At 53.9% G+C, this 26,200-nt stretch carries 21 protein-coding genes and 2 pseudogenes; 16 read left to right on the forward strand and 7 right to left on the reverse strand.

Going from position 1 to position 26,200, the window contains the following annotated elements; genetic code table 11:
• Positions 1-29 precede the first annotated feature (29 nt).
• Entirely contained in the window at positions 30-359 is a 330-nt protein-coding gene (locus tag MKZ07_RS02315; protein WP_036695658.1) for an HIT domain-containing protein, read from the reverse strand.
• A 246-nt stretch (positions 360-605) separates the two neighbouring features.
• Between MKZ07_RS02315 and MKZ07_RS02320 the strand changes: the two genes are divergently transcribed.
• The gene (locus tag MKZ07_RS02320) at positions 606-1,484 is read left to right on the forward strand and encodes a PhzF family phenazine biosynthesis protein (protein ID WP_036695657.1); all 879 of its coding nucleotides are present in this window, start codon (positions 606-608) and stop codon (positions 1,482-1,484) included.
• A gap of 75 nt (positions 1,485-1,559) precedes the next feature.
• Positions 1,560-2,495, forward strand: a complete 936-nt coding sequence (locus MKZ07_RS02325) for a hypothetical protein (RefSeq protein WP_051493606.1) — start codon at positions 1,560-1,562, stop codon at positions 2,493-2,495.
• Between the two features lie 129 nt (positions 2,496-2,624).
• Here MKZ07_RS02325 and MKZ07_RS02330 read toward each other — a convergent pair whose 3' ends face one another.
• On the reverse strand, positions 2,625-3,482 hold the full coding sequence (locus tag MKZ07_RS02330) for an SDR family NAD(P)-dependent oxidoreductase (protein ID WP_341024268.1): 858 nt from the start codon (positions 3,480-3,482) through the stop codon (positions 2,625-2,627).
• 161 nt (positions 3,483-3,643) lie between these two features.
• On the opposite strand from MKZ07_RS02330, the gene MKZ07_RS02335 reads away from it, so the two are divergent.
• The 3 genes from MKZ07_RS02335 (at position 3,644) to MKZ07_RS02345 (ending at position 6,268) form a co-directional block, all read left to right on the forward strand.
• Entirely contained in the window at positions 3,644-4,096 is a 453-nt protein-coding gene (locus MKZ07_RS02335; RefSeq protein ID WP_341024271.1) for a MerR family transcriptional regulator, read from the forward strand.
• Positions 4,097-4,126: 30 nt separating this feature from the next.
• Complete coding sequence (locus MKZ07_RS02340) at positions 4,127-5,227, forward strand: glycerol dehydrogenase (protein ID WP_341024274.1); 1,101 nt, start codon at positions 4,127-4,129, stop codon at positions 5,225-5,227.
• Positions 5,228-5,356: 129 nt separating this feature from the next.
• Complete coding sequence (locus MKZ07_RS02345; RefSeq protein ID WP_341024275.1) at positions 5,357-6,268, forward strand: divergent polysaccharide deacetylase family protein; 912 nt, start codon at positions 5,357-5,359, stop codon at positions 6,266-6,268.
• On the opposite strand, the gene MKZ07_RS02350 is transcribed toward MKZ07_RS02345, so the two are convergent.
• The gene (locus MKZ07_RS02350; protein ID WP_051493604.1) at positions 6,255-7,058 is read right to left on the reverse strand and encodes an N-acetylmuramoyl-L-alanine amidase family protein; all 804 of its coding nucleotides are present in this window, start codon (positions 7,056-7,058) and stop codon (positions 6,255-6,257) included. The genes MKZ07_RS02345 and MKZ07_RS02350 overlap by 14 nt on opposite strands.
• A gap of 206 nt (positions 7,059-7,264) precedes the next feature.
• Here MKZ07_RS02350 and MKZ07_RS02355 point away from each other — a divergent pair, with 206 nt between their 5' ends.
• Positions 7,265-7,459 (forward strand): YqzE family protein, encoded by a 195-nt coding sequence (locus MKZ07_RS02355; RefSeq protein ID WP_036695653.1) that lies wholly within the window; start codon positions 7,265-7,267, stop codon positions 7,457-7,459.
• Between the two features lie 333 nt (positions 7,460-7,792).
• Here MKZ07_RS02355 and MKZ07_RS02360 read toward each other — a convergent pair whose 3' ends face one another.
• From MKZ07_RS02360 to MKZ07_RS02370, 3 genes are all read right to left on the reverse strand, one after another.
• Positions 7,793-8,869: a hypothetical protein gene (locus tag MKZ07_RS02360; protein ID WP_341024276.1), complete on the reverse strand. Its 1,077-nt coding sequence runs from the start codon at positions 8,867-8,869 to the stop codon at positions 7,793-7,795.
• Positions 8,870-9,021: 152 nt separating this feature from the next.
• Positions 9,022-10,089: a YqhG family protein gene (locus MKZ07_RS02365; RefSeq protein WP_445670263.1), complete on the reverse strand. Its 1,068-nt coding sequence runs from the start codon at positions 10,087-10,089 to the stop codon at positions 9,022-9,024.
• Entirely contained in the window at positions 10,089-11,834 is a 1,746-nt protein-coding gene (locus MKZ07_RS02370) for a DEAD/DEAH box helicase (RefSeq protein ID WP_341024277.1), read from the reverse strand. The genes MKZ07_RS02365 and MKZ07_RS02370 overlap by 1 nt, the downstream gene beginning before the upstream one ends.
• A 423-nt stretch (positions 11,835-12,257) precedes the next feature.
• Here MKZ07_RS02370 and MKZ07_RS02375 point away from each other — a divergent pair, with 423 nt between their 5' ends.
• Positions 12,258-16,040, forward strand: coding sequence for an LAGLIDADG family homing endonuclease (locus tag MKZ07_RS02375; protein WP_445670298.1), 3,783 nt, complete (start codon positions 12,258-12,260; stop codon positions 16,038-16,040).
• Positions 16,041-16,280: 240 nt separating this feature from the next.
• Here the strand turns inward: MKZ07_RS02375 and MKZ07_RS33505 are convergent.
• Positions 16,281-16,540: pseudogene (locus MKZ07_RS33505) on the reverse strand (transposase); the annotation flags it as partial.
• Between the two features lie 296 nt (positions 16,541-16,836).
• On the opposite strand from MKZ07_RS33505, the gene MKZ07_RS02380 reads away from it, so the two are divergent.
• The 9 genes and pseudogenes from MKZ07_RS02380 to MKZ07_RS02420 all read left to right on the forward strand — a co-directional run bounded on the left by MKZ07_RS02380 (position 16,837) and on the right by MKZ07_RS02420 (position 26,185).
• Positions 16,837-17,301, forward strand: a complete 465-nt coding sequence (locus MKZ07_RS02380; RefSeq protein ID WP_076157480.1) for an immunity protein YezG family protein — start codon at positions 16,837-16,839, stop codon at positions 17,299-17,301.
• A 166-nt stretch (positions 17,302-17,467) separates the two neighbouring features.
• A pseudogene (locus MKZ07_RS02385) lies at positions 17,468-17,626 on the forward strand (transposase); the annotation flags it as partial.
• A 164-nt stretch (positions 17,627-17,790) separates the two neighbouring features.
• The gene (locus MKZ07_RS02390; protein ID WP_083677928.1) at positions 17,791-17,955 is read left to right on the forward strand and encodes a MerR family DNA-binding transcriptional regulator; all 165 of its coding nucleotides are present in this window, start codon (positions 17,791-17,793) and stop codon (positions 17,953-17,955) included.
• A 292-nt stretch (positions 17,956-18,247) separates the two neighbouring features.
• Positions 18,248-20,056 carry a cache domain-containing sensor histidine kinase gene (locus MKZ07_RS02395; RefSeq protein ID WP_036693521.1) on the forward strand — a complete coding sequence of 603 codons (1,809 nt, stop codon included), beginning with the start codon at positions 18,248-18,250 and terminating at the stop codon, positions 20,054-20,056.
• Between the two features lie 3 nt (positions 20,057-20,059).
• Positions 20,060-21,691, forward strand: a complete 1,632-nt coding sequence (locus MKZ07_RS02400) for a response regulator (protein WP_341024283.1) — start codon at positions 20,060-20,062, stop codon at positions 21,689-21,691.
• A gap of 172 nt (positions 21,692-21,863) precedes the next feature.
• Positions 21,864-23,252 carry an ABC transporter substrate-binding protein gene (locus tag MKZ07_RS02405; protein ID WP_036693518.1) on the forward strand — a complete coding sequence of 463 codons (1,389 nt, stop codon included), beginning with the start codon at positions 21,864-21,866 and terminating at the stop codon, positions 23,250-23,252.
• A 105-nt stretch (positions 23,253-23,357) separates the two neighbouring features.
• Positions 23,358-24,260, forward strand: a complete 903-nt coding sequence (locus MKZ07_RS02410; protein WP_341024287.1) for a carbohydrate ABC transporter permease — start codon at positions 23,358-23,360, stop codon at positions 24,258-24,260.
• Between the two features lie 14 nt (positions 24,261-24,274).
• Positions 24,275-25,111, forward strand: a complete 837-nt coding sequence (locus MKZ07_RS02415; RefSeq protein WP_341024288.1) for a carbohydrate ABC transporter permease — start codon at positions 24,275-24,277, stop codon at positions 25,109-25,111.
• 63 nt (positions 25,112-25,174) lie between these two features.
• Positions 25,175-26,185, forward strand: a complete 1,011-nt coding sequence (locus MKZ07_RS02420; RefSeq protein WP_036693514.1) for a glycoside hydrolase family 130 protein — start codon at positions 25,175-25,177, stop codon at positions 26,183-26,185.
• Positions 26,186-26,200: the final 15 nt, after the last annotated feature.

The following is a 26,200-nucleotide window of genomic DNA, read 5'->3' on the forward strand; positions in this document are numbered from 1 at the left end:
AATTGTTTGTTGCCAAGAGCGGGAATTAACTATCTTAGTGGTTCCCCATAGCAGATATGCCAGTGCAGATGCTTCGAGTCCTGATAATTACCGAGATTGGTAATCACTCTGCATGCTCCGTATTCTTCAGTTACCTGGGCGGCAACCTCCTGGATTACTCCGATAAGCTCAAGCAGCAGCTCATGCTCTTCGGCCTGAATGGTTAACAGGGAAGAGATGTGCCGTTTGGGAATGGCTACAATATGAACAGGGTAAAAGGGTTTGGTATGGTGGTACGCTAAAATATTATCCGTTTCGAAGACCTTGTTAATTACTGTTTTGCCGCTCAATACTTCGTCACAATAGAAATCTTCTGTCATATATATCCTCCTAAATGGTGTTTTTTAACTTGTATTATACTGGAAAATAGAGTGCGCCAATAGAGCAATCTGAAAGAATCATTCAGGGATTTCTCAAGGAAAGTGACAGGAGAGAATAATTGTCATAGACTGACCATGGTATATTAAGCTAACATATCGATAAAAGGAAAATAATGGAGGGTGGCGGGGGACGTGCGGTTGCGCAGACCGGGCGGTTTTTGAAAATAAAGAGAGGGCGAGTGGAACATGAATGTGGAAGTGTATACGTTAAATGCATTTGCGGAAGGGGAGCGTGGCGGTAATCCGGCAGGCGTTGTCTTGGAGCAAGCTCTTTCTCTAGATGCTGCCCAAATGCAGCTCATAGCGAAGGAATTGGGCTTTTCGGAGACGGCCTTTATGGAAAAATCCCTGCTTGCGGATTACAAAATCCGCTATTTCACCCCCGCCAGCGAAGTTGATCTGTGCGGACACGCCACGATTGCTGCGTTTGGACTAATGCATTCATTGGGTTTGTCAAAGGAAGCGACCTCCTATTCAATAGAAACCAAGGCAGGGATTCTTGATGTCGATATTAGCTCGGAGGGTCTTGTTTACTTGTCACAGGTTGTACCACAATTTTTTGAAAGGATATCCTGTGAGGAAATCGCCCCATCTTTGAGGATGGATGCCGAAGAACTGCAGACAGAGTTGCCCATCCAGATTGTTTCGACAGGCTTGCGGGACATTATGATTCCAATCCGGAGCAGGAAGCTCTTGAATGAGATTCAGCCAAATTTTGATGCCATAATCGCTATCAGCGAAAAATATGATGTGGTTGGATATCATCTGTTCACGATGGATACTCCAGATGATTCTGCTGCGGAATGCCGGAATTTTGCGCCGCTGTACGATATTCCCGAGGAGAGCGCGACAGGAACATCCAATGGTGCCTTACTCAGCTATTTGTACCAATACGGCCAACGATCTTTGCAGGAAGTGGAGAATGTTATGTTCAGGCAAGGGTATTCGATGGATTGTCCTTCTGAAATTAAGGCTGGATTGCGCCTGAGCGAGAGCGGTGAAATCAATCAGGTTCGGGTCGGCGGTGCAGTGGCTCGAATTGAACGAAGACATATCATGATATAAACGGAATCAAAAGTTTGTTAGTAATAAATCTGTGTTTTTCACAGTTTTATCAAACCTATTATAAGGAGATTGCGCATGAAGCTGCTGCTGGAGGATTACGAGGGAATCAGACGTTGGATGTACCGCAATGCCCGTCCGCTGGACCTGGCGAGATGGAGATTTCACTTCGGGGACGGCGCGGTTCCGCCGGTACTGGAAGCGCTATCCGCCTATCAGAATGAGGATGGGGGCTTCGGCCATGCCTTGGAGGCGGATGCCTGGAATCCGCATTCCACCCCGATCCAGACCGCTACGGCGGTGGAACGGCTGCTGGAGCTTGAATTTGCAGATAGCGGGCATCCGCTGGTGCAGGGAATTCTGAAATACCTGGACAGCGGTGTGGATATGGATGGCCGCACCTGGAGGAATGTCGTAGCTTCTAATAATGATTATCCTCATGCCCCCTGGTGGCATACAAGCTCAAACAGTACTTCCCACAGTATGTTTAACCCGACCGCTATTCTGGCGGGATTCATTCTGAAGGCTGCTCCGCGGGATTGCGGGCTGTATGCCACCGGACTGGAGATTGCCCGTGAGCTGACGGAGCTTTTCCTGCGTGAACCTAATATTGAGATGCACCCGCTGAAATGCGTGGACACGCTGCTGCATTGCATCACCTGGGCGGGGCTGCAGGAGCACTTCCCCTATGTGGAGCTGCAAGAAGCCTTCAAAGTACAGAGCGCACGGCTAATCAGCCGCGATGAGGGGAATTGGAACGGGTATGGCTGCAGACCGTCAGCGTTCATCCATTCGCTGCATAGTCCCGGATACGCTGAACTGGGCGGACTGTTGCACCAGGAGCTTGATTATCTGCTGGAGACCCGAAATGCCGCAGGTGTCTGGGAGCTGACCTGGGGCTGGGAAGGATATGAACGCGAGTATGCGATTAGTGAGAACTGGTGGAAGGGACATATCGTGATTGAGAATTTGCGGCTGCTGCGGGAATTCGGACGAATGTCGGAGCTGCTATGAACAGAATTGGAATGCAGCTTGGCATAAATTAAAAAAATGCAGCGCATCGTCAAGCCACAGCCCTCCGTACGGGAGCTGTGGCTTGATCGCGTCGCGTGCCAATTGCTGCCTTGTCACAAGTAATAGCAATCATGCACCGCCGGATTGAAGGAATTCCTGCTCGTAAATGGCCCGGACATCCTTAAGGATACGGCTGCTATGCTCTATGAATTTCAGCGGTTTTACCTGATTCTTGATCAGGAAGACACCGGACTTGCCGCTGTGTTCACCCAGAGCCGCCTGATACAGCAGGCCTGCCCCATGGGTAGGTTCGGGGAAAAACAGCCGCGTAATGGGTTTTAACCATAGCGGGATGCCGGATTTTTTGCCGCTGCGAAGGGTATTGTTGCCTCCGGGATCGCTACTTCGGATCAGGATGCCCTCCGCCGCAAGCGCCGGGGCCACCGCTTCTGTCCACAAGGACAAGGCGCGCTTGGTGTCGGCATAAGGGCCGGTCAGCATCTGAAATTTGGCCGGGTGCTTCAGGGCGGCAGGATCGAAGCTGCGTTTCATCATGAAAGCGTTGGAGGATGTATTCACGACCGTGCGGAGCTTGCCTTTCAGCAAGAGCGGCTTCAGCTCCATTGTAATGATATACGGAACGACCGTCTGCAGCTCATAATGCAGCTCACGCCCTTGCTTGGAGAAGGTTAACTCCGGGAAGCTGCCGCCGGCATTATTGAACAGCAGATCAATCTGCTTCTCATGATGATTGATGCTCTGCAGGGCACTCCGCAGTTGGGTGAAATCACTCAGGTCTGCCTTATAGATTCGAAGTTGTCTGCGGGCATGCGCCTCACGGATCAGGGAGTCATCTTCAGCAAATGCTGAGCGGATCAGCGCGATTACCTCCCAGCCTTCATCCAGCATTCGGCGGGTTAGGGCCAGCCCGATGCCATGATTTGCCCCGGTGATCAGCGCTGTGCGGGAGTCGTGTGTTATGTTCATTATGATTGCTCCTTTGAATGTGAGTGGGTGAATGGTGCTCATTCTATAACTTGGAGCCGAATCCAAGTCAAGTACCGAAATTAACCGTTGACTTGGAGCTGACTCCAGGTTATACAATGGTACGAAGGCACTTTTAGAGCAAGTAGAGAGGGAGTGATTCTATGAGTCTGGCAGAAGCGGATCTTGTGCAGGGATATTCGATTAAGGAAACAGCGGAGCGGACAGGAATGTCTGAGGATACGATAAGGTACTACGAGAAGATTGGGCTGCTGCCCCGGGCGAAGCGCAGGGGGAACAGCCATCGCATCTATAGCGATTCGGACCTGAACCGGATGCAACTGGTGACATGCCTCAAAAAAACAGGAATGTCGCTGGACGACATGCGGCCCTATCTTCATCTGTCTCTGGATGCAGATCTGTCGGACTATCCCGAGCTGCAAGTGATGATTATGGATCACAGGCGTAAGATTGTCGAGCAGATCGCATCGCTGCAACAGATTGTAGACTTCATTGATGTCAAAATCGATCAGGGTAATCTGGGCCCGCAGACCTGCAAGCTGACCGGAGACCGCAAGCAGATGCCAAGCGGACGCAAAGCCAAAGCCAAAGTATGAGGGATAAGTAGAGCAGGAGGGGATTCATTGATGCCGCAGATTATTTATTCACCGTCAAAATATATTCAGGGCAACGGGGAGATTGCCAGACTGGGCAGTTACTGTCTGCAAATGGGGGATAAAGGAGCGTATGCCATAGTTGATCCTTTTATCCTCTCAAGGTATGGGCAAGAGATTAAGGACGGCTTCTTGGCCGAGCAGCTTCCCTTGATGTTGCGTGAATTCCAAGGGGAGTGCAGCCTGGTGCAGGTGGAGCAGATGGTAGCTGAGCTGAACAGGGGACAGGTGGGGACCATCGTAGGGATTGGCGGCGGCAAAACGCTGGATACAGCTAAGGCCGTCAGCCATTTCGCTAATCTGCCGGTGCTGCTGGTGCCGACAGTCGCTTCAACAGATGCACCTTGTAGCGCCTTGGCGGTTCTATATAGCGACTCTGGAGAGTTCGACCGGTATCTTCCGCTGCGCCGCAGCCCGGATCTGGTAGTTGCAGATGTGGCGATCATTGCAGGTGCTCCCGTAAGATTGCTGGCCGCCGGAATGGGCGACGCCTTGTCCACCTACTATGAAGCCCGGGCTTGCAGCCGGTCGGGAGCAGTAACCAGCACCGGAGGGACCGGGACGCTGGCGGCTCTCGCCCTGGCCCGTACCTGCCTGGATACGCTGCTTGCGGATGGGCAGCAGGCGCTGAAGGATGCCAGTGAGGGCCGTGTCACGGCTGCCGTTCATCACATCGTTGAAGCGAATATCTATCTCAGCGGGATCGGATTCGAGAGCGGAGGCTTAGCCGCCGCCCATGCCATTCATAACGGATTGACGCTGCTGGAAGAGTGCAGGCATGTACTGCACGGTGAAAAGGTGGCTTTTGCTACACTGGTGCAGCTGATCCTGGAGGGTGCGGAAGAGCCAGAGATTGCCGGAGTTGTGGAATTCTGCCGGATGGCTGGTCTGCCTGTGACCCTGGCAGCAATGGGACTGGCTGGTGTGGAGCAGGGCCGGCTGCTGCTGGCTGCCGAGGCCAGCTGTAACCTGGAGAATAGTCCGATGGGCAATATGCCGTTTGCCGTGACACCGCAGCAGGTACTGAAGGCTATGCTTGACGCTGACAGACGCGGAGCTGGAGGAAGGGCATAGATGCTGACAGGCCGCCCGTGCTGTACCCGCATCCCATTGTTAATAATTGCGTAAGCGCTCCGTACATATTTAGCCTTCGTGAGCCAAACAATGAGAACAATTGTTGAATCACGAAGGAGGTGTTCCAGTATGAATATAAGCAATCACAGAGTAAAGCGTGTCCTTCTGTATCCCTTGGCCGCAGCGGTGATTATGTCTGCGGCGCTGATCCCGCCGCATGGAATGTCTGTTGCATCAGCAGACAAGACAGCTTCAGCAACAGCACCCGCACCTGCAGATAGCAGAGCGAGCAGCGTATCGGGCAACCGGACAACTGGAGATCAGCAGCAGCAGGCGCTCAGCCGTGTAGCGGTCATTATCGATGATTTCGGCAACAGCATGCGCGGGACAGAGGAAATGTTCAAGCTGCCCGTCAAAATCACCGTTGCGGTCATGCCGTTCCTGCGCTCCAGCGAACAGGATGCCCGGCGCGCCCATGAGCTGGGCTTCGATGTGCTGGTTCATTTGCCGATGGAGCCGCGTCAGGGCAAGCCGGAATGGCTGGGACCGGGGGCCGTGCTGACCAGCATGAATGACGCCGAGGTCCGGGGGCGGGTGGAGGCTGCACTCGATAATGTGCCTTACGCGATCGGCATCAACAATCATATGGGCTCCAAGGTGACCGGAGATGAACGGGTAATGGGTATTGTGCTTGCGGTCTGCAAGGAGCGCGGTCTATTCTTCGTAGACAGCCATACCAACTATCGTTCAGTTGCGGGACGGATGGCCCGGGAGCTGGGAATGCCGCCGGTGGAGAATCATATCTTCCTGGATGATGTGCATTCGGCAAGCCATGTAATAAAGCAGATGAAGCTTGTGCAGGAGCGGGCCTTGAGCCAAAAGTTCTGCGTCACCATCGGTCATGTCGGCATCCAGGGCAAAGAGACCGCCGCGGGCATCCGCAGCGGCATTGCCGGAATGAAGGACAAGGTGCAATTCGTCGGCATCTCCGATCTGGTCCGTGAGGAATGGAAATGGAATTCCCGGCTTACACTTCCATAAGGTAGGCAGCGATCCCGTTCGCAATGGCTTCGGCGATCTCTTCCTGGCCCTTCGGTGTACAGAGCTTCTCGCGGTCAGCCGGACTGCTGACAAATCCCGCCTCAACGATCACCGTTGTGGCGGTTATTTTGTTGAGCAGGTAGAAGGGCTTGCCCCGGACAGGATCATTCTTCATCCCGTAGAGCCAGTTGAGCTGATCCTGTATGGTCCGGGCCAGCAGAAAGCTGCGTCCTTCCTGGCGGTACAGGACGAGCGGACCATGCTTGGACGGGGATTTCGCCCAGTTAATATGGATGCTGACCACAACATTGGCCGGAAGGGTCTCTGCCAGCTCCTTGCGCTGGGCCAGATCGCGCAAATGCCGGGATCTGCTGCGCAGCCACAGATTCTCATCGCTGGGCGCATAATCGCCGATACGGTTCAGAATCGTATCGAAGCCGTCCGCACGCAGCAGGAGAAAGAGGCGGCGCGAGATGGCGAGGGTGATGTCCTTCTCCAAAATGCTGCCGTAAGAGGTTCCGCCGTCAATCCCCCCATGGCCGGCATCGATCAGAATGATCCGCTGATCATGGCCGAGCATATGCTGGCGCTGTCCGGGCTGTTCTGCCTGTGGATTAGTGCTAGGTGCAGCCGCGTGGATCTCTGCGGTGCCGCCTGCCGTAAGCAGGAGCAGAACGCATGCTGCGGTTATGATCCGCTTAAGCCCCCGTCCGGATCTCAGCCGGGGCTGCTCTTTTGAACGGTGGTACTGTGTAGTGCTATAGGGCTCCAATACATTCGATTGTCTCATGTGAGTAACCTCCCTGCCGGAATAATCAACAGCTTCATGTACTTAATGACGGTTTATACAGGTGTAGTCTTGTTAGATTGTGCCTTAACAGCCTAACCTATACGAAGCTTCGGATTCTGGTTTAGAGATCAGAGGATTGGAGCACACTATAAGTATAAGATCAAGGGGCGGGAACCCGCCAAGCACTCACCTGGGAGGTGTAAGAGATGGCATCCGGCGGAGATGATCTGGTGAAGTATATTACGGAAAAGGTAGTTGTCTACATTGAGAATCCGGGCGCTGTCCATGCCCGGCGGAAGGCAGAAAAGCAGCCGTGGGCGGAAAAATGGTTCGGCACGCTGCCGCTCGCTTGGTCTGTCTGGCGCAGCAAATGGAGCAGGGGCGGGGCAGGTAAGGAGTAGCGCTTCAACAGTGAGCGGGCGCTGTGTGGGCATGAGGTGCATAAATGCACCTGGATTCGCGGAAATCGAACTCTTAGCGTGAATCAGGTGTATAAATGCCCCTGAATTTGTGAAAATTGGTAGCTACGTGCGAATCAAGTGTATAAATGCACCTGAATCAGCAGAAATCGTGCGTTGAGTGTGAATCAGGTGTACAAATGCACCTGAATTCAGAGAAAGCGGAGGTTGAGTTAAATTCAGATGTATAAGCAAACAGCCTTCCCAAGTGGCGCCGTTCAGACGGCACCCGGGAAGGCTGTTTCAGTATGGAGCAGGAATTCTGTCAGTACCAGTCTACCGGCTTGAACCGGGCAGAACAGCAGAGCCCAGCGTGGCTCCCCCGGGCAGCGGTACCGGCAGCTTGTGGAAGGTTCCGGCCTTCTGTAGGGCGCTAAGCGGGAGGTAACGAATGCCGCCAGGACCCGAGGCAGCATAGACTACGGCTGCTTCGGTGCTCCCTTGGTCACGGGAAGCGCCTGACTTCAGCCAGCTCTGGCTGCCTGTGATCATGAATGGCGCTCCCAGCGTGTCGTTGTGCCCCGGGGACTGGAAGGCGAGACTGCCCCGCTCTTGAAGCAGAGCGCTCAGGCTTGCTCCGTTCAGCGTCTTCAGCCCGGGTGCAGTCAGCCACAGGAGATCGGCATACGGGTCATCCTCTCCGCCGCTACGTAGAGCGGGCTGGGGAGTGTGCGCCTGGCCCGGACCGGAGGACAGCATGGCAGAGGCTTCCGGTGCAGCATTAAGAATATGCTCAGCCTGGGTCTGACTCCAGGGCAGTGTCTCCAGGACAGCAGCATTCAGATACAGCGTTCTGTTCTCCGTAGTGATTCTCCAGACAGGCAGCATTGGAGCATAGAGCGCCGTAACCCCGATGGCACCTGAAGAATTAGAGGGTATCAGTCCTTGCTGCACCAGATACTGGCGCAGTTCAGTCATACTATAAGGGAGGCCATCGGTTCCAGCTCCGTATTCGCTAAGCAGATAGCCGCCCTGATCCGCAGCGGAGATAACGAGATAGCCGATCCGCTGACCGCTGTGCATCACATTGACCAGCCAGCTGCGCGTTCCCGGACCAAGAGGGTAGACCTCCGTGCCGGCATCCTTCCATTCCTTAAAAGGAGCATTCGCTGAGAGCTGATTAATCGTCTGCCGGGTGAAGGCCTGCAGCGTTTCCGGCGCTGGAATCGGCTTCATTTCAAGTCCCGGAAGAACCTCCTGCGTGACGGCCTGCGTCACGGTCGTCCGGCTGGCTTGTGACGCTAATGCCTGAGGAGAAGAGGCGCTCGCAGCCAGCAGAGTCAGTCCGAGAATCAGACAGAGGAGCAGGCGGCCGCGCCGCCGGGAGCTCTTCTGCCTTGCAGTGATATTCATAGGTTCAGTCACCTTTCCTGTTCTTGAGGGAATTTACGCTTCTTACTGTTCATTGTAGGGGACAAGCCCTGAAAAGGCTGTTGCTTGCTGTCGCGGCCAGCGGCGCGAGTTTCGCTGTTTTTTTGCCTGCTTTTAGCGGACCAGGTCGCATTCTATGTGCTGCGCAGATGAAACAATCCGTACGTTACGGCAGAAACTGCAATCTGCGGCTCATACTGCCACGAGGTCTCCTGGCGGCGGCGGTTATACTGCTCAAGGGTGGCTAGCCGCTTCTCTTCTTCCGGTTCCTTCAGCAGCTCCGCGTAGTAGATGTCCACGATGCTAAGCTCCAGCTCCAGCCGTGTGCGGGCTTCTTCCGCCCAGGTGTAATCCAGCAGTGCCAGCTTCGAGGTCAGATATCCCTCCAGCCGGTCGGCCCCGTCCGTAATCCCCAGCTCGAACGGCTGGACATGAATGTTCTCCGGCAACCGTGGCGTCAGCTCCTTGCCGCCCAGCCGGGCCTCGAAGTCCGGGACGATCAGCCCGGAGGTTAAAGAGACTGCGATGAAATGCAGCTCCTCGCGCTTCAGGTCACAGGTCATCTCGACCTTGTAGCAGACCGCCAGCCACGGCTCGTAGGCGGCCGAGAACAAGGTCGTCCGCTGCCTAAGGCCAGGGTCCTCGAACAGCTGGAGGCACCGGCCTTCGTCCCGCGCCGCCGACCAGATCTGCCGCAGGCGCTTGCTGCCGTAGGTTACATCCTCGCGGCGGATCATCCCCGGTCCGAGTCGCGGCAGCACCGGAACGATGCCGAAGTACCGCGCTAGGATGCTGTCCTCCGGCGCAGCCGAGACCCCGGGCGGCAGCGCCGCTCCCGGCACCTGCGCTGTGCCGAGCGGCTCCGCAGCAGCTTCGGCATCCGCTGCGCCGGCCGGGCCCGGCGGTGCTCCCGCCCCTGCCGGGCGGCTGGCCCCGCCGCGCGGGCGGGCCGCTGGCGCAGCGGTCTGCGCGGCCAGTTCATCGTACTTCTGCGGGTCGAAGACGAAGCTGAAGCTCAGGGTCTCGGGATCTACGCCGGTGCGCTCCACGAAGCCCCAATAATAAGGGCGGTCCGTCAACATCCGGTCTGCGCGCGGGGAGAGCTTTACCGTCACATGCAGCGGAGAGGATTCGAGAATGGTGCATTCGGTCGCTTCCAGATAATCCATGACCTGCTTGCGCACTTCTGTAGGTGTCAGCATCAGTTAGGCACCCCGCTATCATCCAGCTTGGCGTGGGTCAGCTCGCTGAGCGAATCGCCGATCGTATCCAGCCCGCTGCGCAGCTCCTCGTCGCTGCCCGCTTCGAGAACGATTTTGTACAGGCTTTTCTCCAGCGACTCTTTCTTCTCGAAGCGTTCCAGAATGACATCCAGCCCGCCGATGACCATCTCGAACATGTTGATTTTCTCATGCAGCAGGTGGAGGATATGCTCTTCGATCGTCCCCTCTGTGGAGAGGTTATAGATGACCACATCGTTCTCCTGGCCCAGCCGGTGCACCCGTCCGATCCGCTGCTCGACCCGCATCGGGTTCCAGGGCAGATCGAAATTGATCATATGGTGGCAGAACTGCAGGTTGATCCCTTCTCCGCCGGCTTCGGTGGCAATCATCACCTGGGCGCGTCCGCGGAAGAGGTCCATCATCCAGTCCTTTTTGCCGCGGTTCATCCCGCCGGAGTAAGTCACACATTGCAGTCCATGGTCACGGAAATACTGGAGCAGATACTCCTGCGTGGCGCGGTACTCCGTGAAGACGATCACCTTCTCGTTCATGCCGCGGATTAATTCCATCGTCTTCTCCGCCTTGGTATTCGTCTTGACCGTCCGGATCGTCTGGAGCAGACCCATCATCCGCTCGCGCTTCGGAGAATCGGCCGGCAGCTTCTTGATCAGATTCACCAGCGTAACGAACACCGCATCCCGGCTGCTGCACACCTCACGCTGAAGCGTGACCAGGGAGAGCATACTGCTGAGATTGCCGCCCGCCTCCTGATACTGGTCCTTAACAAAAGCGGTCACGCCGTCATACAGCGCCTTCTCCTCTGCGGAGAGAGTGAGGGGGATATTGCGCACCTTGCGCTTGGTGAAATTCACCGGGCCTTCGCCCCGGCGGTTGCGGATCATGACCTTGGACAGCTCGCCCCGAAGCTTAACCTCATTCTTGGGCTGGCGCTTATCCACCACGAAATTGGTAGCAAAATCGCCCTGATTCCCAAGCTGGCCCGGCTTCAGCAACGTAATCAGATTGAACAGCTCGCCGAGATCGTTCTGCACGGGGGTGGCGGTGAGCAGCAGGCAGTATTTTTTACGGAGCTGCTGTACGAACAGATAATTCGTCGATTTCTTGTTCTTCAGCTTATGGGCTTCGTCGATAATCAGCATGTCATACTCCTGGCTAAGCAGCATTTCCTTATGCGGGTCACGCTTGGCTGTATCCATCGAGGCGACGACAATGTCATTGCCCCAGGAATAGGCTTTCTTTTGCGCTACGGCAGAGATTCCGAACTTCGTATTCAGCTCCCGCACCCATTGCAGGACAAGCGAGGCCGGCACCAGAATCAGAACCTTGCTCACCAGCCCGCGCACCAGATATTCCTTCAGCACGAGCCCCGCTTCGATGGTCTTGCCAAGTCCGACTTCATCAGCCAGAATCGCCCGTCCTGACATCTCGAACAGCACTTTGTGCGCCGTATCCAGCTGATGGGGAAGCGGAGACAGCCCGGACAGATGCTTCATACACTGCAGCTCATCGAAGCTGGTAACCAGGCCCGACTGCTCTCCCTGTACAGCGAGGCGGGATAAGCGCCAGTCGCCCCACGGTCCCCCTTTATCGAGTCTCGATTCCAGATCATGCAGCCAGTTACGCTCAAAAGATAGAGGAACAGGCAGCAGCGGCGCAGAAGTTACCTTCTCTTGGGGCAAGGAATTGCGGAATAATTGCGTCATGTTGCAGCCTCCTCCGTCGCAGTTTCATATCGAAATGCGTAGCAGTAGTATGCTCGTTTCAGAGAGATTTCATAACCTGTCTTTCTGCGGACAGTGCGATTAAGCGCTGAAAACTTTCAGTTCCGTTACCCTGCAAAAAAGCGAGAAAGAGGGAGGAAATCAGCCGTTCTTTTCTTGTTTTTCCGTTATTCCTGCCTGGGGCTGCTTTTTCAAAAAAGACCTCTATCCACAACATGTGGTATAGTTTAAAAGTTAACGCACACCATATATTGTTACAAAAGCATGAAATTTGACTGGTGTGCGGATTTTTTTCGGCTGTTTGTTATTGACAAAAGGAGCTTTCGCCGGACAAGCAGGCTGCGGCTGCCTTGCCGCCGGAAGCATGACCTATTACATCCCCGGGAGGTTTTGGTATTGAGTATAGTGGAACACAACAAGCGTCTAGAGGGTCTGAGCGAGAAAATATTCCTGGACCGTTACGCCTGGAAGGACGCGGACAGCAATAATGCCAAGGTAGGCGATGTGGTGCTTGTTCTGACCAAGGACGATCCGAAGTTCCCGACCAAGGAGGTCGGCGAGATTGTGGAGCGCACAGGCCGGATCGTTACGGTTCGAACCCGCAGCGGCGAGCTGGTGCAGTCGGATGTAGAGAAGCTGACGCTGAACATCGAGAAGACGCCGGAGGAGATGTGGGACCGTCTTGCGGCCGCGATGGCTTCTGTAGAGAAGACGCCCGAGCTTCAGGAGGAGTGGACAAGCCGGTTCCGTTCGATTCTGGATGACTGGAAGCTGGTTCCGGGCGGGCGGATTGCGGCAGGCGCAGGGGCAAGCGAGGAGCTTACATTGTTCAACTGCTATGTCATTCCTTCTCCAAAAGACAGCCGGGGCGGCATCATGGAGACCCTCTCCGAGATGACCGAGATTATGGCCCGCGGCGGCGGGGTAGGCATCAATCTGTCCTCGCTGCGCCCGCGCCGCGCTATTGTCCGCGGGGTGAACGGTTCCTCTAGCGGCTCTGTGTCCTGGGGCGGCCTCTTCAGCTATACCACCGGACTGATTGAACAAGGCGGCAGCCGCCGCGGCGCGCTGATGCTGATGATCAACGACTGGCATCCGGATGTGCTGGATTTCATTACCGTGAAGCAGACCATGGGCCAGGTGACGAACGCCAACCTGTCGGTATGCGTAAGTAATAGCTTCATGAAGGCCGTGAAGGAGGATCTGGATTGGGAGCTGGTCTTCCCCGACACGACTGACCCGGATTACGACACCCTGTGGGACGGCGATCTCGATAAATGGAAGGCGGATAACCGCCGTGTCATTCCTTACCGTACTGTCAGAGCACGCGATATCTGGCAGACGATTATCGAATCGGCCTGGAAATCTGCAGAGCCGGGCGTTGTTTTCATGGAGTATTATAATCAGATGTCTAATAGCTGGTATTTCAATCCAATCATTTGTACCAATCCGTGCTTCCACCCGGATACCCGCATTGCAACGGAATACGGACTCTTAACCATTGAAGAGTTATATAAGAAGGTCGGAACGGAATCCTTTCTGGTGGGAACCGATTTGAGATTAGTGGAGCAAGCCAAAGTGGTCGGCGGCAGAAGCTATGAAATTCCGGGTCTGCAGATGAGACGCGCTACAGTCTTCCCGACCGGGACGAGAGAAACCTTGAAGATCTCGCTGCAAAATGGGGTTGAGCTGTCCGTTACGCCTGAGCACCGCCTATTTACCGACTCCGGCTGGAAAGAGGCCCGGAACCTGAGTGCTGAAGATAGTGTATATTTGCAGTCTGGTGAGGGCGGATTTGCGGCTGAGGATCAGCTTGGTGAGGGTTGGGGATGGTTCCTGGGCTGGCTCACTGGTGATGGCTGGCTGTCTAAACGCGGTGACATCGGAATGGTGTTTGGAGAGGCAGACAGTGAAGTGATTCCGGTGCTAATTGATGCTGGAGAACGTATCACTGGTGTGAGTGCGAAGGTATTCGACAGAACGAATGGGACCAAACAAGCATACTGGTGGCGCAAATCGTTCCGGGAACAACTTGAGGGACTTGGAGTTAAGGCGGTTAGAGCCGGTGAGAAAGAGGTTCCGGCTGCGCTGTATACCGCTTCACGGGAGACTGTTGTAGCGTTCCTGCAAGGATTATTCTCGGCAGACGGAACGGTATACGACCGTGACGAAATGCACCGTACCGTCCGGCTGACTTCAGCTTCGAAGAAGCTGCTTCAAGGCGTTCAATTGCTGCTGCTTAATTTCGGAATTAACAGCTCCATCTATAACCGTGAGAAGAAGAATCAGGCTGGGTTTACGTATACAACTATAGCGGGTGAGGAACGCAGCTACGAAGGCGGCGCATTCTATGAGCTGATCTTAAGCGGCAACAACATCCTGGAATTCAAGAATAAGATCGGCTTCAAGCTTCTTACCAGAAAACAAGAGGCACTGGAGCGCATTGCCAGACCTTCCCGCAAAAATGAAAAGTTTATCTCCAAAGTTGTTGGTATCGAACCAGGCGAGGTTGTGACGGTATACGATATTACCGAGCCTGTAACGCACTCGCTGATCGCTGGTGGTGTTGTGGCTCATAACTGCGGTGAACAGGGCCTGCCCGGCTGGGGCGTGTGCAACCTGTCCGCCGTCAATCTCTCCAAGTTCTACGATGCCGAGAAGCATGAAGTGGACTGGGCAGATCTGGCGAGAACCACCCGGTATTCCGTTCGCTTCCTGGATAATGTCATCGACAAGACACCGTATCATTTCCCGGAAAATGAAGCGAACCAGAAGCTCGAACGCCGCGTAGGCCTCGGCACCATGGGACTGGCGGAGCTGATGATTAAGCTGAATATCCGCTACGGCAGCCCCGAGTCACTGGAATTCTTAGACAAGCTCTACGGCTTCATGGCCCGCGAGGCCTATCTGGCTTCGGCTGAGATTGCAGGAGAGAAGGGCTCGTTCCAGGCCTTTGACACCGACAAATATTTGCAGAGCGGCTTTATGCGGAATATTACTGAGGTCTACCCGGAGGTCAGCGAATCGATCCGCAAGCATGGCATGCGCAACGTGACTGTAATCACCCAGGCTCCTACAGGCAGTACCGGAACTATGGTGGGTACATCTACAGGCATCGAGCCATACTTCGCCTTCAAATATTTCCGCCAGAGCCGTCTTGGTTATGACGAGCAGTTCGTGCCGATCGCCCAGGAATGGCTGGAAGCCCATCCGGGAGAGGAACTACCAGAATACTTCGTCACTTCGATGGACCTGTCCGCCAAGGATCATATCCGCGCTCAGGCTGCTATTCAGCGCTGGGTGGACAGTTCGATCTCCAAGACCGCGAACTGTCCGTCCGACTTCACCGTGGAAGAGACCGCCGAACTGTATGAAATGGCCTTCGATCTGGGCTGCAAAGGCGTGACCATCTACCGTGACGGCAGCCGTGACGTACAGGTGCTGGAAACTACGAAGAAGGAAGATAAGAAGGATGCTGCGGCAGAAGTGAAGTCAGTGGAGGCCAAGGAAGCAGAACCGGCTGCTACGATTAATGTCTCTGCAAAGCCAATGACTATGGAAGCTGCTCCAGGTCTACAGCCGGCGGCCAGCGGAGTAGACAAACAATACAAGAAGCGCCCGCAGGTGCTGCGTGGTGCGACCTATAAGATCAACACGCCGTTCGGCATGGCGTATATCACCATCAACGATCTTGACGGCATCCCAGCCGAAATCTTCCTGAACGTCGGCAAGGCTGGCTCTGACGTCTTCGCCATGGCGGAAGCCCTGGGCCGCGTCTGCTCGTTGTTCCTACGCTACGGCGACCACGGCGAGAAGGTTGGCCTGCTGATCAAGCACCTCAAGGGCATCGGCGGCTCCGGCGCCATCGGCTTCGGCGCGAACCGCGTCGAGTCTATCGCCGACGCAGTAGCCAAAGCCCTAGAGACCCATGTGCTCAACAACGCCCATGACGACCATATCCCGGCACCCATCGCAGCCACGCTGGAGCTTGATTTCAACGAGGCGCTGAGCGCTGAGCTGAAATCCACCGTTCCTGTGGCTGCTACCAACGATAACCACGGCAGTCATGACGCGCACAGCCATGGTACAGCCTCGCGGGATCTTTGCCCTTCCTGCGGTAGTGCTTCGCTGATTAATATTGAGGGCTGTAAGACTTGCGGGAATTGCGGGTATAGCCGGTGTGGGTGAGGGGTTAAAAAAGAAGTAATAAAAATTAAAATTGTGATGGATCAAAGAAGCAGCAAAAATGACCACAAGTGATGATAATAATGGCTCACAGAATGCGCTAATTTTAAAACCATTCAATATCTGAATTAATATACAAAATATTGTATGTATATTAGTTATTGTCGTTCCTGATCTATCTTTTATTTTTTCGTTACCCCCAAATAAGAATTTGGATTGTCAGAGCCTGGACCTTTCAATGGTTCAGGCTGCTTTTTTAAAAAAACGCTCACAGACGGCCTGAAATGAAATCCCCTTTTGGGCGGATTCGTAGACAAATAGATGAGTCCAAGTTAAGAGAATCCACAACCAGATAAAGGCTTTGGCCGAACGTACCTGATAGGTGCCGAAGCCTAAATTGTTCTTGGATTGTCGAAAGAAATCTCAATGGGCCAGCGCTTGGTATAGTAGGTTGCAATCGTTTCGGTTTCCAATGCAACATCCGTGCAACAAAAGGCGCTAATCCAGAAGCTCAGCTGGTCTTTATATCAAAATAGATACAATGGAAGGAAATTGCCTGATAAATACTGGGTTGAATTAGAAATAGAAGTTCTAGTTGCGTTAGATAACGGTGAATTAAAAAGAATAGATAATGAGTATCTGTTTATATTTATATCAACAACTCAGGGTATAACATTTAATTCTTAAAGTGGTATGAGCACTATGGACAAGTTCAGTATGTCGGACATGTGGGAAAATTAATAATGTTACATATCCTAATAGTAACAATCTTAAATCAAGTTGGAGGTTAAACACATCTGTGAAAAAGGTTGAAGAACTATATCAGCTTATAGGCAATAAGCTCGTAGGAATAATTCCTGATGAATGGGATAAAATTTATCTCTATGCTGAGATATTGCCGGGATCAAGAATAGTCTATTTTTATTACAATTCTACCACCCGGAACGAGTTGATATTTGGTCAATCTATTCCTGAAGTTTATGGGGTAGATGATCAAATATATAATAGATTGGACAGAGAGTTAATAGAGTATTTCGTTGAGCTAAATGCGGAGTCACTTAAAAGTTCTCCTGAACCCTGGACAAATCTGACAATGTATCTAGATCAATCTGGAAAATTTAATATTGATTACAGTTACGATGAAGTTCTGTTCTCCCCTGCGCAACAATTTACAATCTGGAAGTATGAAAATTTAGGACTACATCCTACAGACGAATTTGCCCAATCTTATTTAAATGAATATCTCAAAACAAAAACGGATTAAACCTCAGAGGTGTCCAGTTCAGCTATTCAATAGCTGAACTGGACACCTCTCGTTTTTGTATAAGATTCATAATAAGTGTCTTATAATTTCGAAAACTGTAAGTAATATTTCGGAGTATAATCAAACGAATTAGGCTTGCAGGTCACTCTCTTTTGGGTACCCTGATGTGATCCAGATGTACAAATCCGGCATGGGCACCCGGGATGTGGCCCGGTTTATAGAAAGCATGTTTGGCACCCATTACTCGCCCGCTACCATCAGTAACATCACCGCTACGGTGCTGGACGATATCCACCAGTGGCAGAAACGTCCGCTGACCTGCCGCGTATTTAAATCCTGATTGTAACGTTCCAAAGCACATCAACCACTTCCAAGAAGCTGTTGCCTTAAACTTAAGTTTAAGGTGTACAATGAATTCAAGATTCTCCCTAATTGGTGGGAGTCATGTAAATCGGAATATATTATCTTACCGGAAATGGAGGTCTCAAGGTGAGTTTATCCATTAAAGAGGCTTCGGAAAGGCTGGGGATTCCTCCTCATACCATCCGATTTTATGAAAGGAAAGGGTTGCTGCCATTTCTTCAACGCGACCCTTACGGAACTATAAAGATAAGACACTATATTTTGTCAAAATGGGTGAACCTCAGAATCTAAGTTATGTAATAAACCGATCTTTAAATACTGTAAAAATGCTCCAAAATAACGTAGGGGATATCATTATAAATTAAAACAAAATGTTTCTATTAATAAATAGCACTTCTCCACATTTTGGGGAGGTGCTATTTTATTACATAGTATAAAAAATATTAATCGGAGATATTGAACTTTCAAACGTATGAATCCTCATCCCCTATCTTGACGCCGGGCCGTAGCAGCCGTATTGTACAAGTGACAAGAACGGACAACCAAAGGGAGGTACAAGGTACATGCTTCAGAAGGGAAAGCTATGAATACATTGACAGCCTATGGCCGCAAGCTCAGGCGGCAGATCGCCGGCAGGTATTACCGGATATCCATCAAGCAGAGGATTCTGTTCTCGTTCATCGTGCTGATCACGCTGTCCATCGGTGCAATGGGCACCTTCTCGTATTGGATTGCTGCGCAGGAGATCGAGGACAATGCCTACGCCGGCAGCCGGGAGACGGTAAACAAGACGGCACAGCTGCTGGATTCCCGCCTGAATGATGTGGCGCTGTCCGTGCAGTCCCTGATGCTGAGCGATGCATACCGTAAGATGATGCTCGATGTGTTCAGCCACGATGTGTCGAATTATTATGTGCATCTGTCGGATCTGCAATATGTGCTCTCCCAGGCAACGTTCAATCAGCCGATCATTGAGAACGTGCTGATCGTTACCCCGATTGGAGATTTCTATTCGACTACGCAGATCCGGGCGCAGGACAACTCTTTCTACGGTTCGGAATTATATGATCTGAGCAAGGAGCAGCCGGGCGGCTACTGGGCCAAAGGACATTATGACCGGTTGTTCACAGGCAGCCAGCGGGTGGTCTCCTTCGTAGTCCGGGGAATTTATGAATACCCTTACACGCCGATCAGCAATGTATTTATTGTGGTCAATATCAGGGAGGGCCGGATAGATGAGCTGCTGAATACAGGCGGAGCACAAGCGGGGAGGAACTATTATCTGGTGAGCAGGGAAGGAGAGGCGGTGGTGGAGTCCCGCTGGCCGTTCCGGGGCAGGTTTCCCTGGAAGCCGGTGCTTCCCGAAGCCGGGAGAGCAGCCGATCCGCAGGATCACTATTACAGCTACGGCGGCAAGGAATATCTGGTTAATTATACAGGCTCAGCCTCATCACCCGACTGGATCATCTCCGGTATGCAGTCACGGGACCAGCTGCTGGGCAAGCTGCAGCGGGTGCAGCGCATCACCCTCTATGTCATCGCAGTCTTCCTGCTGGCCACCTGGCTGATCTCCAATCAGCTGACCTCTGTGCTGCTGAAGCCTCTGTTCAAGCTGCGGCGGCTGATGCGCAGAGTCGAAGAGAACCAGCTCAGTGTGGTGTATGAGAGCCGTTATGAGGACGAGGTTGCCCAGGTCGGCTTTCAGTTCAACCGGATGATGTCGGAGATTAAGACGCTGATCGCGGATGTGAAGACCAAGGAGGAGGACAAGCGGCATGCAGAGATCCGTGCCCTTACGGCGCAGATGGAGCCGCACTTTCTGTACAATACGCTCAATACCATCTATTGCAAATCGGTCATGGGCGAGAATGACGATGTGAACGAGATGATCCTGTCGTTGTCGCAGATGTTCCAGATCGGGCTCAGCGGCGGCAAGGATCTGATTACCCTTGCGGATGAGCTGTCCCACATGCGGCAGTATTTCGCTATTCAGCAGAAATGCTATGAAGGTCTGTTCGAATACACGGTGACGGTAGAGGACGAGGCCCTGCTGGCCTGCCTGCTGCCGAAGATTATCCTGCAGCCGGTGGTGGAGAACAGCATTCAGCACGGGTTCAGCGACCGTACCGGCGGAGGCTGGATTGATATCACGGTCAGCCGGGAGCAGGGGCTGCTGCATATTTGCATTACCGACAACGGACGGGGGCTTGATGCTGCACAGGTCAAGCAGGGGATGGTCAAAGCCCCCCAGTCCAGAAAAGGCTATGCCCTGTTCAACATCAGGCACCGGCTGGCCTTGTATTACGGGGCCGAAGCCCGTATGGACGTTAGCGGCGGGCCAAGTAAGGGATCACGGACGGATCTGTGGATTCCGCCTAGGGAGGAGAGTTGAAGGATGTACCGGAAGCTGGAGCCGGAAAGGTTCAAATTATGTGTAATCGACGATATTAAAAGTGTGGTGGACATGGTCTCGCGCAAGCCGCCGTGGCAGGAGCACGGTATTGAGATCACCGGGACGGCGCTTGACGGCGAAGCGGGACTGCAGCTCATCCGCGAGACCCGGCCGGACATTGTGCTGACGGATATCCGGATGCCAAGAATGGACGGCCTGCAGATGACCCGGGCGATTCTGGAGGTGCTGCCGGACTGTAAGATTATTATTCTCAGCGCCTACTCGGAGTTCTCTTATGCCCAGGAGGCCATCCGGCTGGGGGCGCTTGATTTTGTGAAGAAGCCCTTTTCCCTGGAGGAGATTGTGAATGCAGTGCTGAAGGCCAGGGAGCTGTGCCGGGAGGAGCGTCAGGAGACCGCCAGACTTGCTGTGATGGAGGCTAGAATCAGAGAAAGTCTGCCCATCCTCCGCCAGGAATATCTCACCTTCCTGCTGCACCACCAGACGACAGAGGCGGATGCCCGTTCCCGCTGGGCCTATCTTGATATCCCGCTGGACCAGCATGATTTCTTCGTGTTTGTCGCCGAGATCGATCATTTCGCGGAGAAGCTGAGCAGCCAGCCTGTGCAGGAGGTCGAGCTGCTGCGGTTCAGCCTGCACAATATTCTCGAAGAGACGATTTCCTCCCTGACCCGCGGCGTTATTATCCGGGAGGCGACAGACCGGTACGTCTGCATCATGAACGGCTCGGACCCGGAGACTGCCGCGCTGATTACGGAGGCCTGCTGCATGAATGTCAGCCGCTTCTCGCGTCATACCCTTTCAATTGGCGTGGGCCTGGGCACGGAGGCGATTCAGGAGCTGGGAGCGGCGTACAGACAGGCGCTTAGCGCGCTGGGGTATCATTTCTATACCGGAGGCAACGGGGTATATCATTATAGCAATATCGAGAATAAACCTTTCTCGCTCCATAGCTATTCCGCCGCCGCTGAGCAGGAGCTGCTGTTCGCCCTGCGTTCCGGCAATTCTGCCAAAAGCCTGCAGGTGCTGGACCAGTTGTTCTCGGAGCTGCTGGACAGCGGGCTTTTGCCTGATCCGCGTTATGTTGAGAGTGTCGGCTATGAGCTGAGCTCCAGGATCTGCCGGGTACTGCTGGAGCAGTTCCCTTACGGGCAGGTGGAACCGCTGGAACTCAGAATTGCCGCCATGAAGAATCAGGTGCATCCTTCCCTGCAGGATATCCGGGACCTGCTGTCCTGGCTGTGCCGGGAGGCTTGTACACTAGTTACGGAGGCCCGTTCCCTGGAGTCCACGCGGATTATACGCCAGGCCGTCGAATATATCCATAGTCATCTGGATACGGGGCTGTCGCTGGAGCAGATGGCGAAGCAGATTAACCTTAGTCAGGGGTATTTCTCCAATCTGTTCAAGAAGGTGCAGGGGATTTCGTTCCAGCAGTATGTGATGCATGAGAAGATGGAGAAGGCGAAGGCGATGCTGATTAGCGGCCGGCAGGTTCAGGAGATTGCCCAGGAGCTCGGGTATGAGCACAGGCGCTATTTCAGCGAGGTGTTCAAGAAATATACCGGCATGACCCCGTCCGAGTTCAAATTGCATTATCTTGGAAAAGAATAGGGAACAGCAGGGGAGGGATTTCCGCAGGGCGGAGATTACCTCCCTTATCTGTATAGAACTCCTGCAAATATCTGCCCTTAATGTGGGCTTACCCGCCTTATCCGGATGCGCCAATCCGTCTATAATCAGATTGTAAGCGAGTACATAAGGAATATATAAGGGGGCACAACCAATGATGAAGCGTATGCTAATGACATCTCTGAGCCTGGTTCTGGCACTTGGCTTAGCAGCCTGCGGCAACGGTAACAGTGGCGGCGGCAATGCAGCTGAAGGCACGGGAGACGGGGCGAAAGCTGGTTCGGGGGAAAAAACTAAAATCAGCTATTGGACAGGCGACCGCCATGATGCAGATTTCGTGAAGGAGAAGGTAGCCGAGTTCAACGCATCCAATAAGGACGGGATTGAAGTGGAGCTGGTCGTCAAGGGCGATGACTTCGATACCGCGCTCGACCTGTCCTTCCAGACCTCTGATGCACCGGATGTGATCCGGGTGAAGGAGAATACCGTTCAGACCTTCTACAAAAAAGGCTTTCTTGCTCCGATTGACGAGTTCCTGAGCGATGAGCTGAAGGCGAAATTCCCGGCCATGCCGGATCTGAATGAATTCGAAGGCAAGCGTTACAGTCTGCCGAACTTTGGAACGACCATGCGTCTGGTGTACAACAAAGATCTGTTCGCCAAAGCGGGCATTGAGCATCCGCCGGCTACCTTGCAGGAGCTGGTGGATACAGCCAAGAAATTGACAGCAGCCGGCAAAGCGGACGGCGCTTACGGCTTCGCCCTTAACTTCAAGAACCCCGGCAGTGCATTCGCACGTTCGGCACGGGTGGTTGCGGAAATGAGCGGCTATGGCGGCTTCGGGTATGATTTCAAGACAGCCCGCTTTGACTTCAGCGGCTTCGAGCCGATCATCAATGCCTTTAAGCAGATCAAGGACGACGGCAGCATGCTGCCGGGTGTAGAATCGCTGGATATTGATCCGCTGCGGGCACAGTTTGCGGAAGGCAAGATCGGAATGTATATGTCCTACTCCTCAGAGCCGGGCGTCTATAAGAATCAGTTCCCGGCCAAGATTGACTGGGCGGCAGCTCCGGTTCCTACCATCGACGGCAATGTGAAGGGGGCTTCCGGCTTCCTCGGAGGCCAATGGCTGGCGCTCAGCTCGAAATCAGAGCACAAAGAAGCAGCCTGGAAGTTCATGGAGTTCATGTACGGCGATCAGGTGCTGACGGATTATCAGGAAAAAGGCTTCGGCATCTCCATGGTTCCATCCATTAGCGCAGCAGCCAAGACACCGGATGTGAACGGCATTGAAGGCTTCCTGCCGAATAAGAACGATGGAGTGTGGCCGGTCTATCCGTCTGTAGCACCGGAAGGAATGAAGTCGGATGACGCCTTCTTCAAATATATGCTGAACGGCGGCGACCTCAAGGCGATTATCGCTGATCTGAACAAACGCTATAACGCTGCACTGGACAGTGTGATTGCGAATGACGGCGTGAAGGCCGAGCCGGATGCCGGCTTTGATCCCGCCGCTCTGGGCGGCAAGTTCGCCAAGTAGACGGAAGGTTAGGGATAGAGATACAGGTCAGGATAGCGGGGGATGGGGAAGCTGCTTCCCCATCCCTCTGCTCTGGCCGCAAGGAGAGGAGCCGGAAGAAACCAGATGAACAAAACGAAACATGCCTTATTTTCATATAGCTTTATCTTTCCAAGTGCCTTGCTCACATTGTTCCTCGGAATTTACCCGATTGCCTGGGCGTTCCGCTATATGTTCTATGATTACAAAGGGTTCGGAACGGCCCGGTTTACAGGCTTGGCCAATTTCAGCCGCATCCTGAAGGACACCCAGTTCTGGGATTCGGTGGTGAATACATTTGTCTATGCAGGGGGCAAGCTGCTGATCACCATTCCGCTGGCCCTGCTGCTGGCAGCCATATTGAACCGGGGGCTGCGGGGCAGACAGCTGCTGCGGGGGATTTTCTTCATGCCGACCGTCATCAGTACCGCCGTAATGGCTGTAGTCTTCTTCACGATTTTCAACTCATATAACGGGATTCTTAACCAGTTCCTGATCCGCTCGGGCCTCTCGGATTCCGGTGTGGATTGGCTGGGGCCGAAATATGCCATGCTCACCGTCATTCTGGTTGCGGCCTGGGGGGCGGTCGGCAATTATATGCTGCTCTTCCTCGCCGGTCTGCAGAATATTCCCGAGGATGTGTATGAGGCCTCTTCCCTGGACGGGGCAGGAAAAATCCAGCAGTTCCGCTATATCACCCTGCCGATGCTAGGGCCTGTCATGCAGATGGTTATTATGCTGGCGATTATTACAGCCCTGAAAGGCTACGAGAGCATCATGGTTCTGACTGAAGGCGGTCCTGTAGGCAAGACGGAGGTCATGTTCCTGTATTTGTACAAATTATTTTTCCCTGTCGGCGGGGGCAGCGCGGCGGTCCAGGTCCAGGAGTTCGGATACGGCAGTGCGGTTGCCTTTGTGTCTGCGGTCATTGTAGGGATGATATCACTCATTTATTTCTACGCATCCAGACGCATGAATCAGACCGATTGAGGAGAGAGGCTATTATGAGACTAAGAACCATACTGGGCAAAACAATCCTGTGGATATTTTTGCTGTCGTTTGCTTTTATCACCCTGATTCCGGTTGTGATCACCATCCTGGGCTCCTTCAAGACTAATGCCGAGCTTACTGCGGGTGCGACCTTCCTGCCGGAGAGCTGGCACTTCTCGAACTATGCCGAAGCCTGGGCGCAGGCCAATTTCTCCAGGTATACCCTGAACAGCCTGATTGTCTCCCTGGCGGCGGTGGTCGGCACGCTGCTGGTATCATCCATGGCGGCTTATGTGGTGGACCGGATGGATTTTGCCGGCAAAAAATGGTATATCGGACTGCAGTCCTTCACCATGTTCGTAGCTGTAGGGGCGGTCGTGCTGCGTCCGCAGTTCGATCTGATGGTCAAGCTTCATCTCCACAGCAGCCTGTGGGGGGTTATCCTGATTCTGATCTCCGCCCATGCTTCGATCTTCTTCATTCTCGCAAGCTTCATGAAGGGGATTCCCCGCGAGCTGGACGAGGCGGCGCTAATAGACGGCTGCTCTCCCGGCCGGACCTTCTGGCGGATCATTCTGCCGCTGCTCGGACCCGGACTCGGCGTAGGTGCCCTGTTCACCTTCCGTGGCGCGTGGAATGAATATCTGCTGCCGCTCGTGTTCACGATGACGAAGCCGGAGCTGCAGACGCTGACTGTCGGACTGGCGAACCTGAAGTACGGGATTTCAGCCGCTTCCCAGACCCACTATATGATGGCGGGCGCCTGCTTGTCCATTCTGCCGATTCTCGTGGCCTATCTGTTCGCCAACAAATCCTTCATGCAGATGACGGCCGGTTCCCTGAAGGGGTAGCGGTCCGGTCCTGCGCAACCCATATTCCATGTTTAACATTCAACATTCAAGGAGGTACACCCCATGACTCAACACGTTCCGGCGATTCTACAATCCGCCCCGTTCATCCGGCGGTATCCGGGCAATCCGGTGCTGGATGCATCGAAGGTTCCTTACCCCACCGCACTGGTATTCAATGCCGGTGTAACGAAATTCAACGGCAAATATGTGATGATCTTCCGCAATGATTACGGCTCACTGGCTGATCAGACGCTTGAGCCGCACCACACCACGGATCTCGGTATTGCCTACAGCGATGACGGGCTGAGCTGGACCGCCGGCCCGAAGCCGGTGTTCAAAATGCATGACGAGGAGACTATCCGCGCCTATGACCCGCGCCTGACCGTAATCGGCGGCCGCTGTTATATGTGTTTTGCCGTGGATACGCGCCATGGCATCCGCGGCGGGATTGCCGTTACCGATGATCTGGAACACTTCGAGGTGCTTAGCCTGTCTACACCGGACCTGCGCAATATGGTGCTGTTTCCCGAGCTGATCGGCGGCAAGTATGTCCGGCTGGAGCGTCCCTTCACAGTGTACAGCCGCGGTGGCCGGGACCGCTTCGACGCCTGGATCTCCGAGTCGCCGGACCTCATACATTGGGGCAACTCCAGCCTGCTGCTTGCCGTCGAGCAGGTGCCGTTTGCCAATGACAAGGTCGGTCCGGCCGCGCCTCCCGTCCGGACGGATAAGGGCTGGCTGACCACCTTCCATGCGGTGGATGTAGACCCGGCCAGGGGCAAGCACGGCTGGGAAGACACCTGGAAGAAGCGCTATACCGCCGGAATTATGCTGCTGGATCTGGAGGACCCCCGCAAGGTGATCGGCATGAGTAAGCAGCCGCTGCTGGCACCGGAGGCGGATTATGAGATCGGCGGGGGCTTCCGCAATCATGTGATTTTCCCCGGAGGGATGATTCTGGAGGATGACGGCGAGGTCAAGATCTATTATGGCTCTGCGGATACGGTGGAATGCCTGGCAACGGCCCATGTGGACGATCTGCTCAGGCTCTGTCTGGAGCCGGGACATAAATAAGATTGGAAGCTGGCT

It is taken from the genome of Paenibacillus sp. FSL P4-0338, from assembly GCF_038002365.1.
Taxonomy (GTDB): domain Bacteria; phylum Bacillota; class Bacilli; order Paenibacillales; family Paenibacillaceae; genus Paenibacillus_AQ.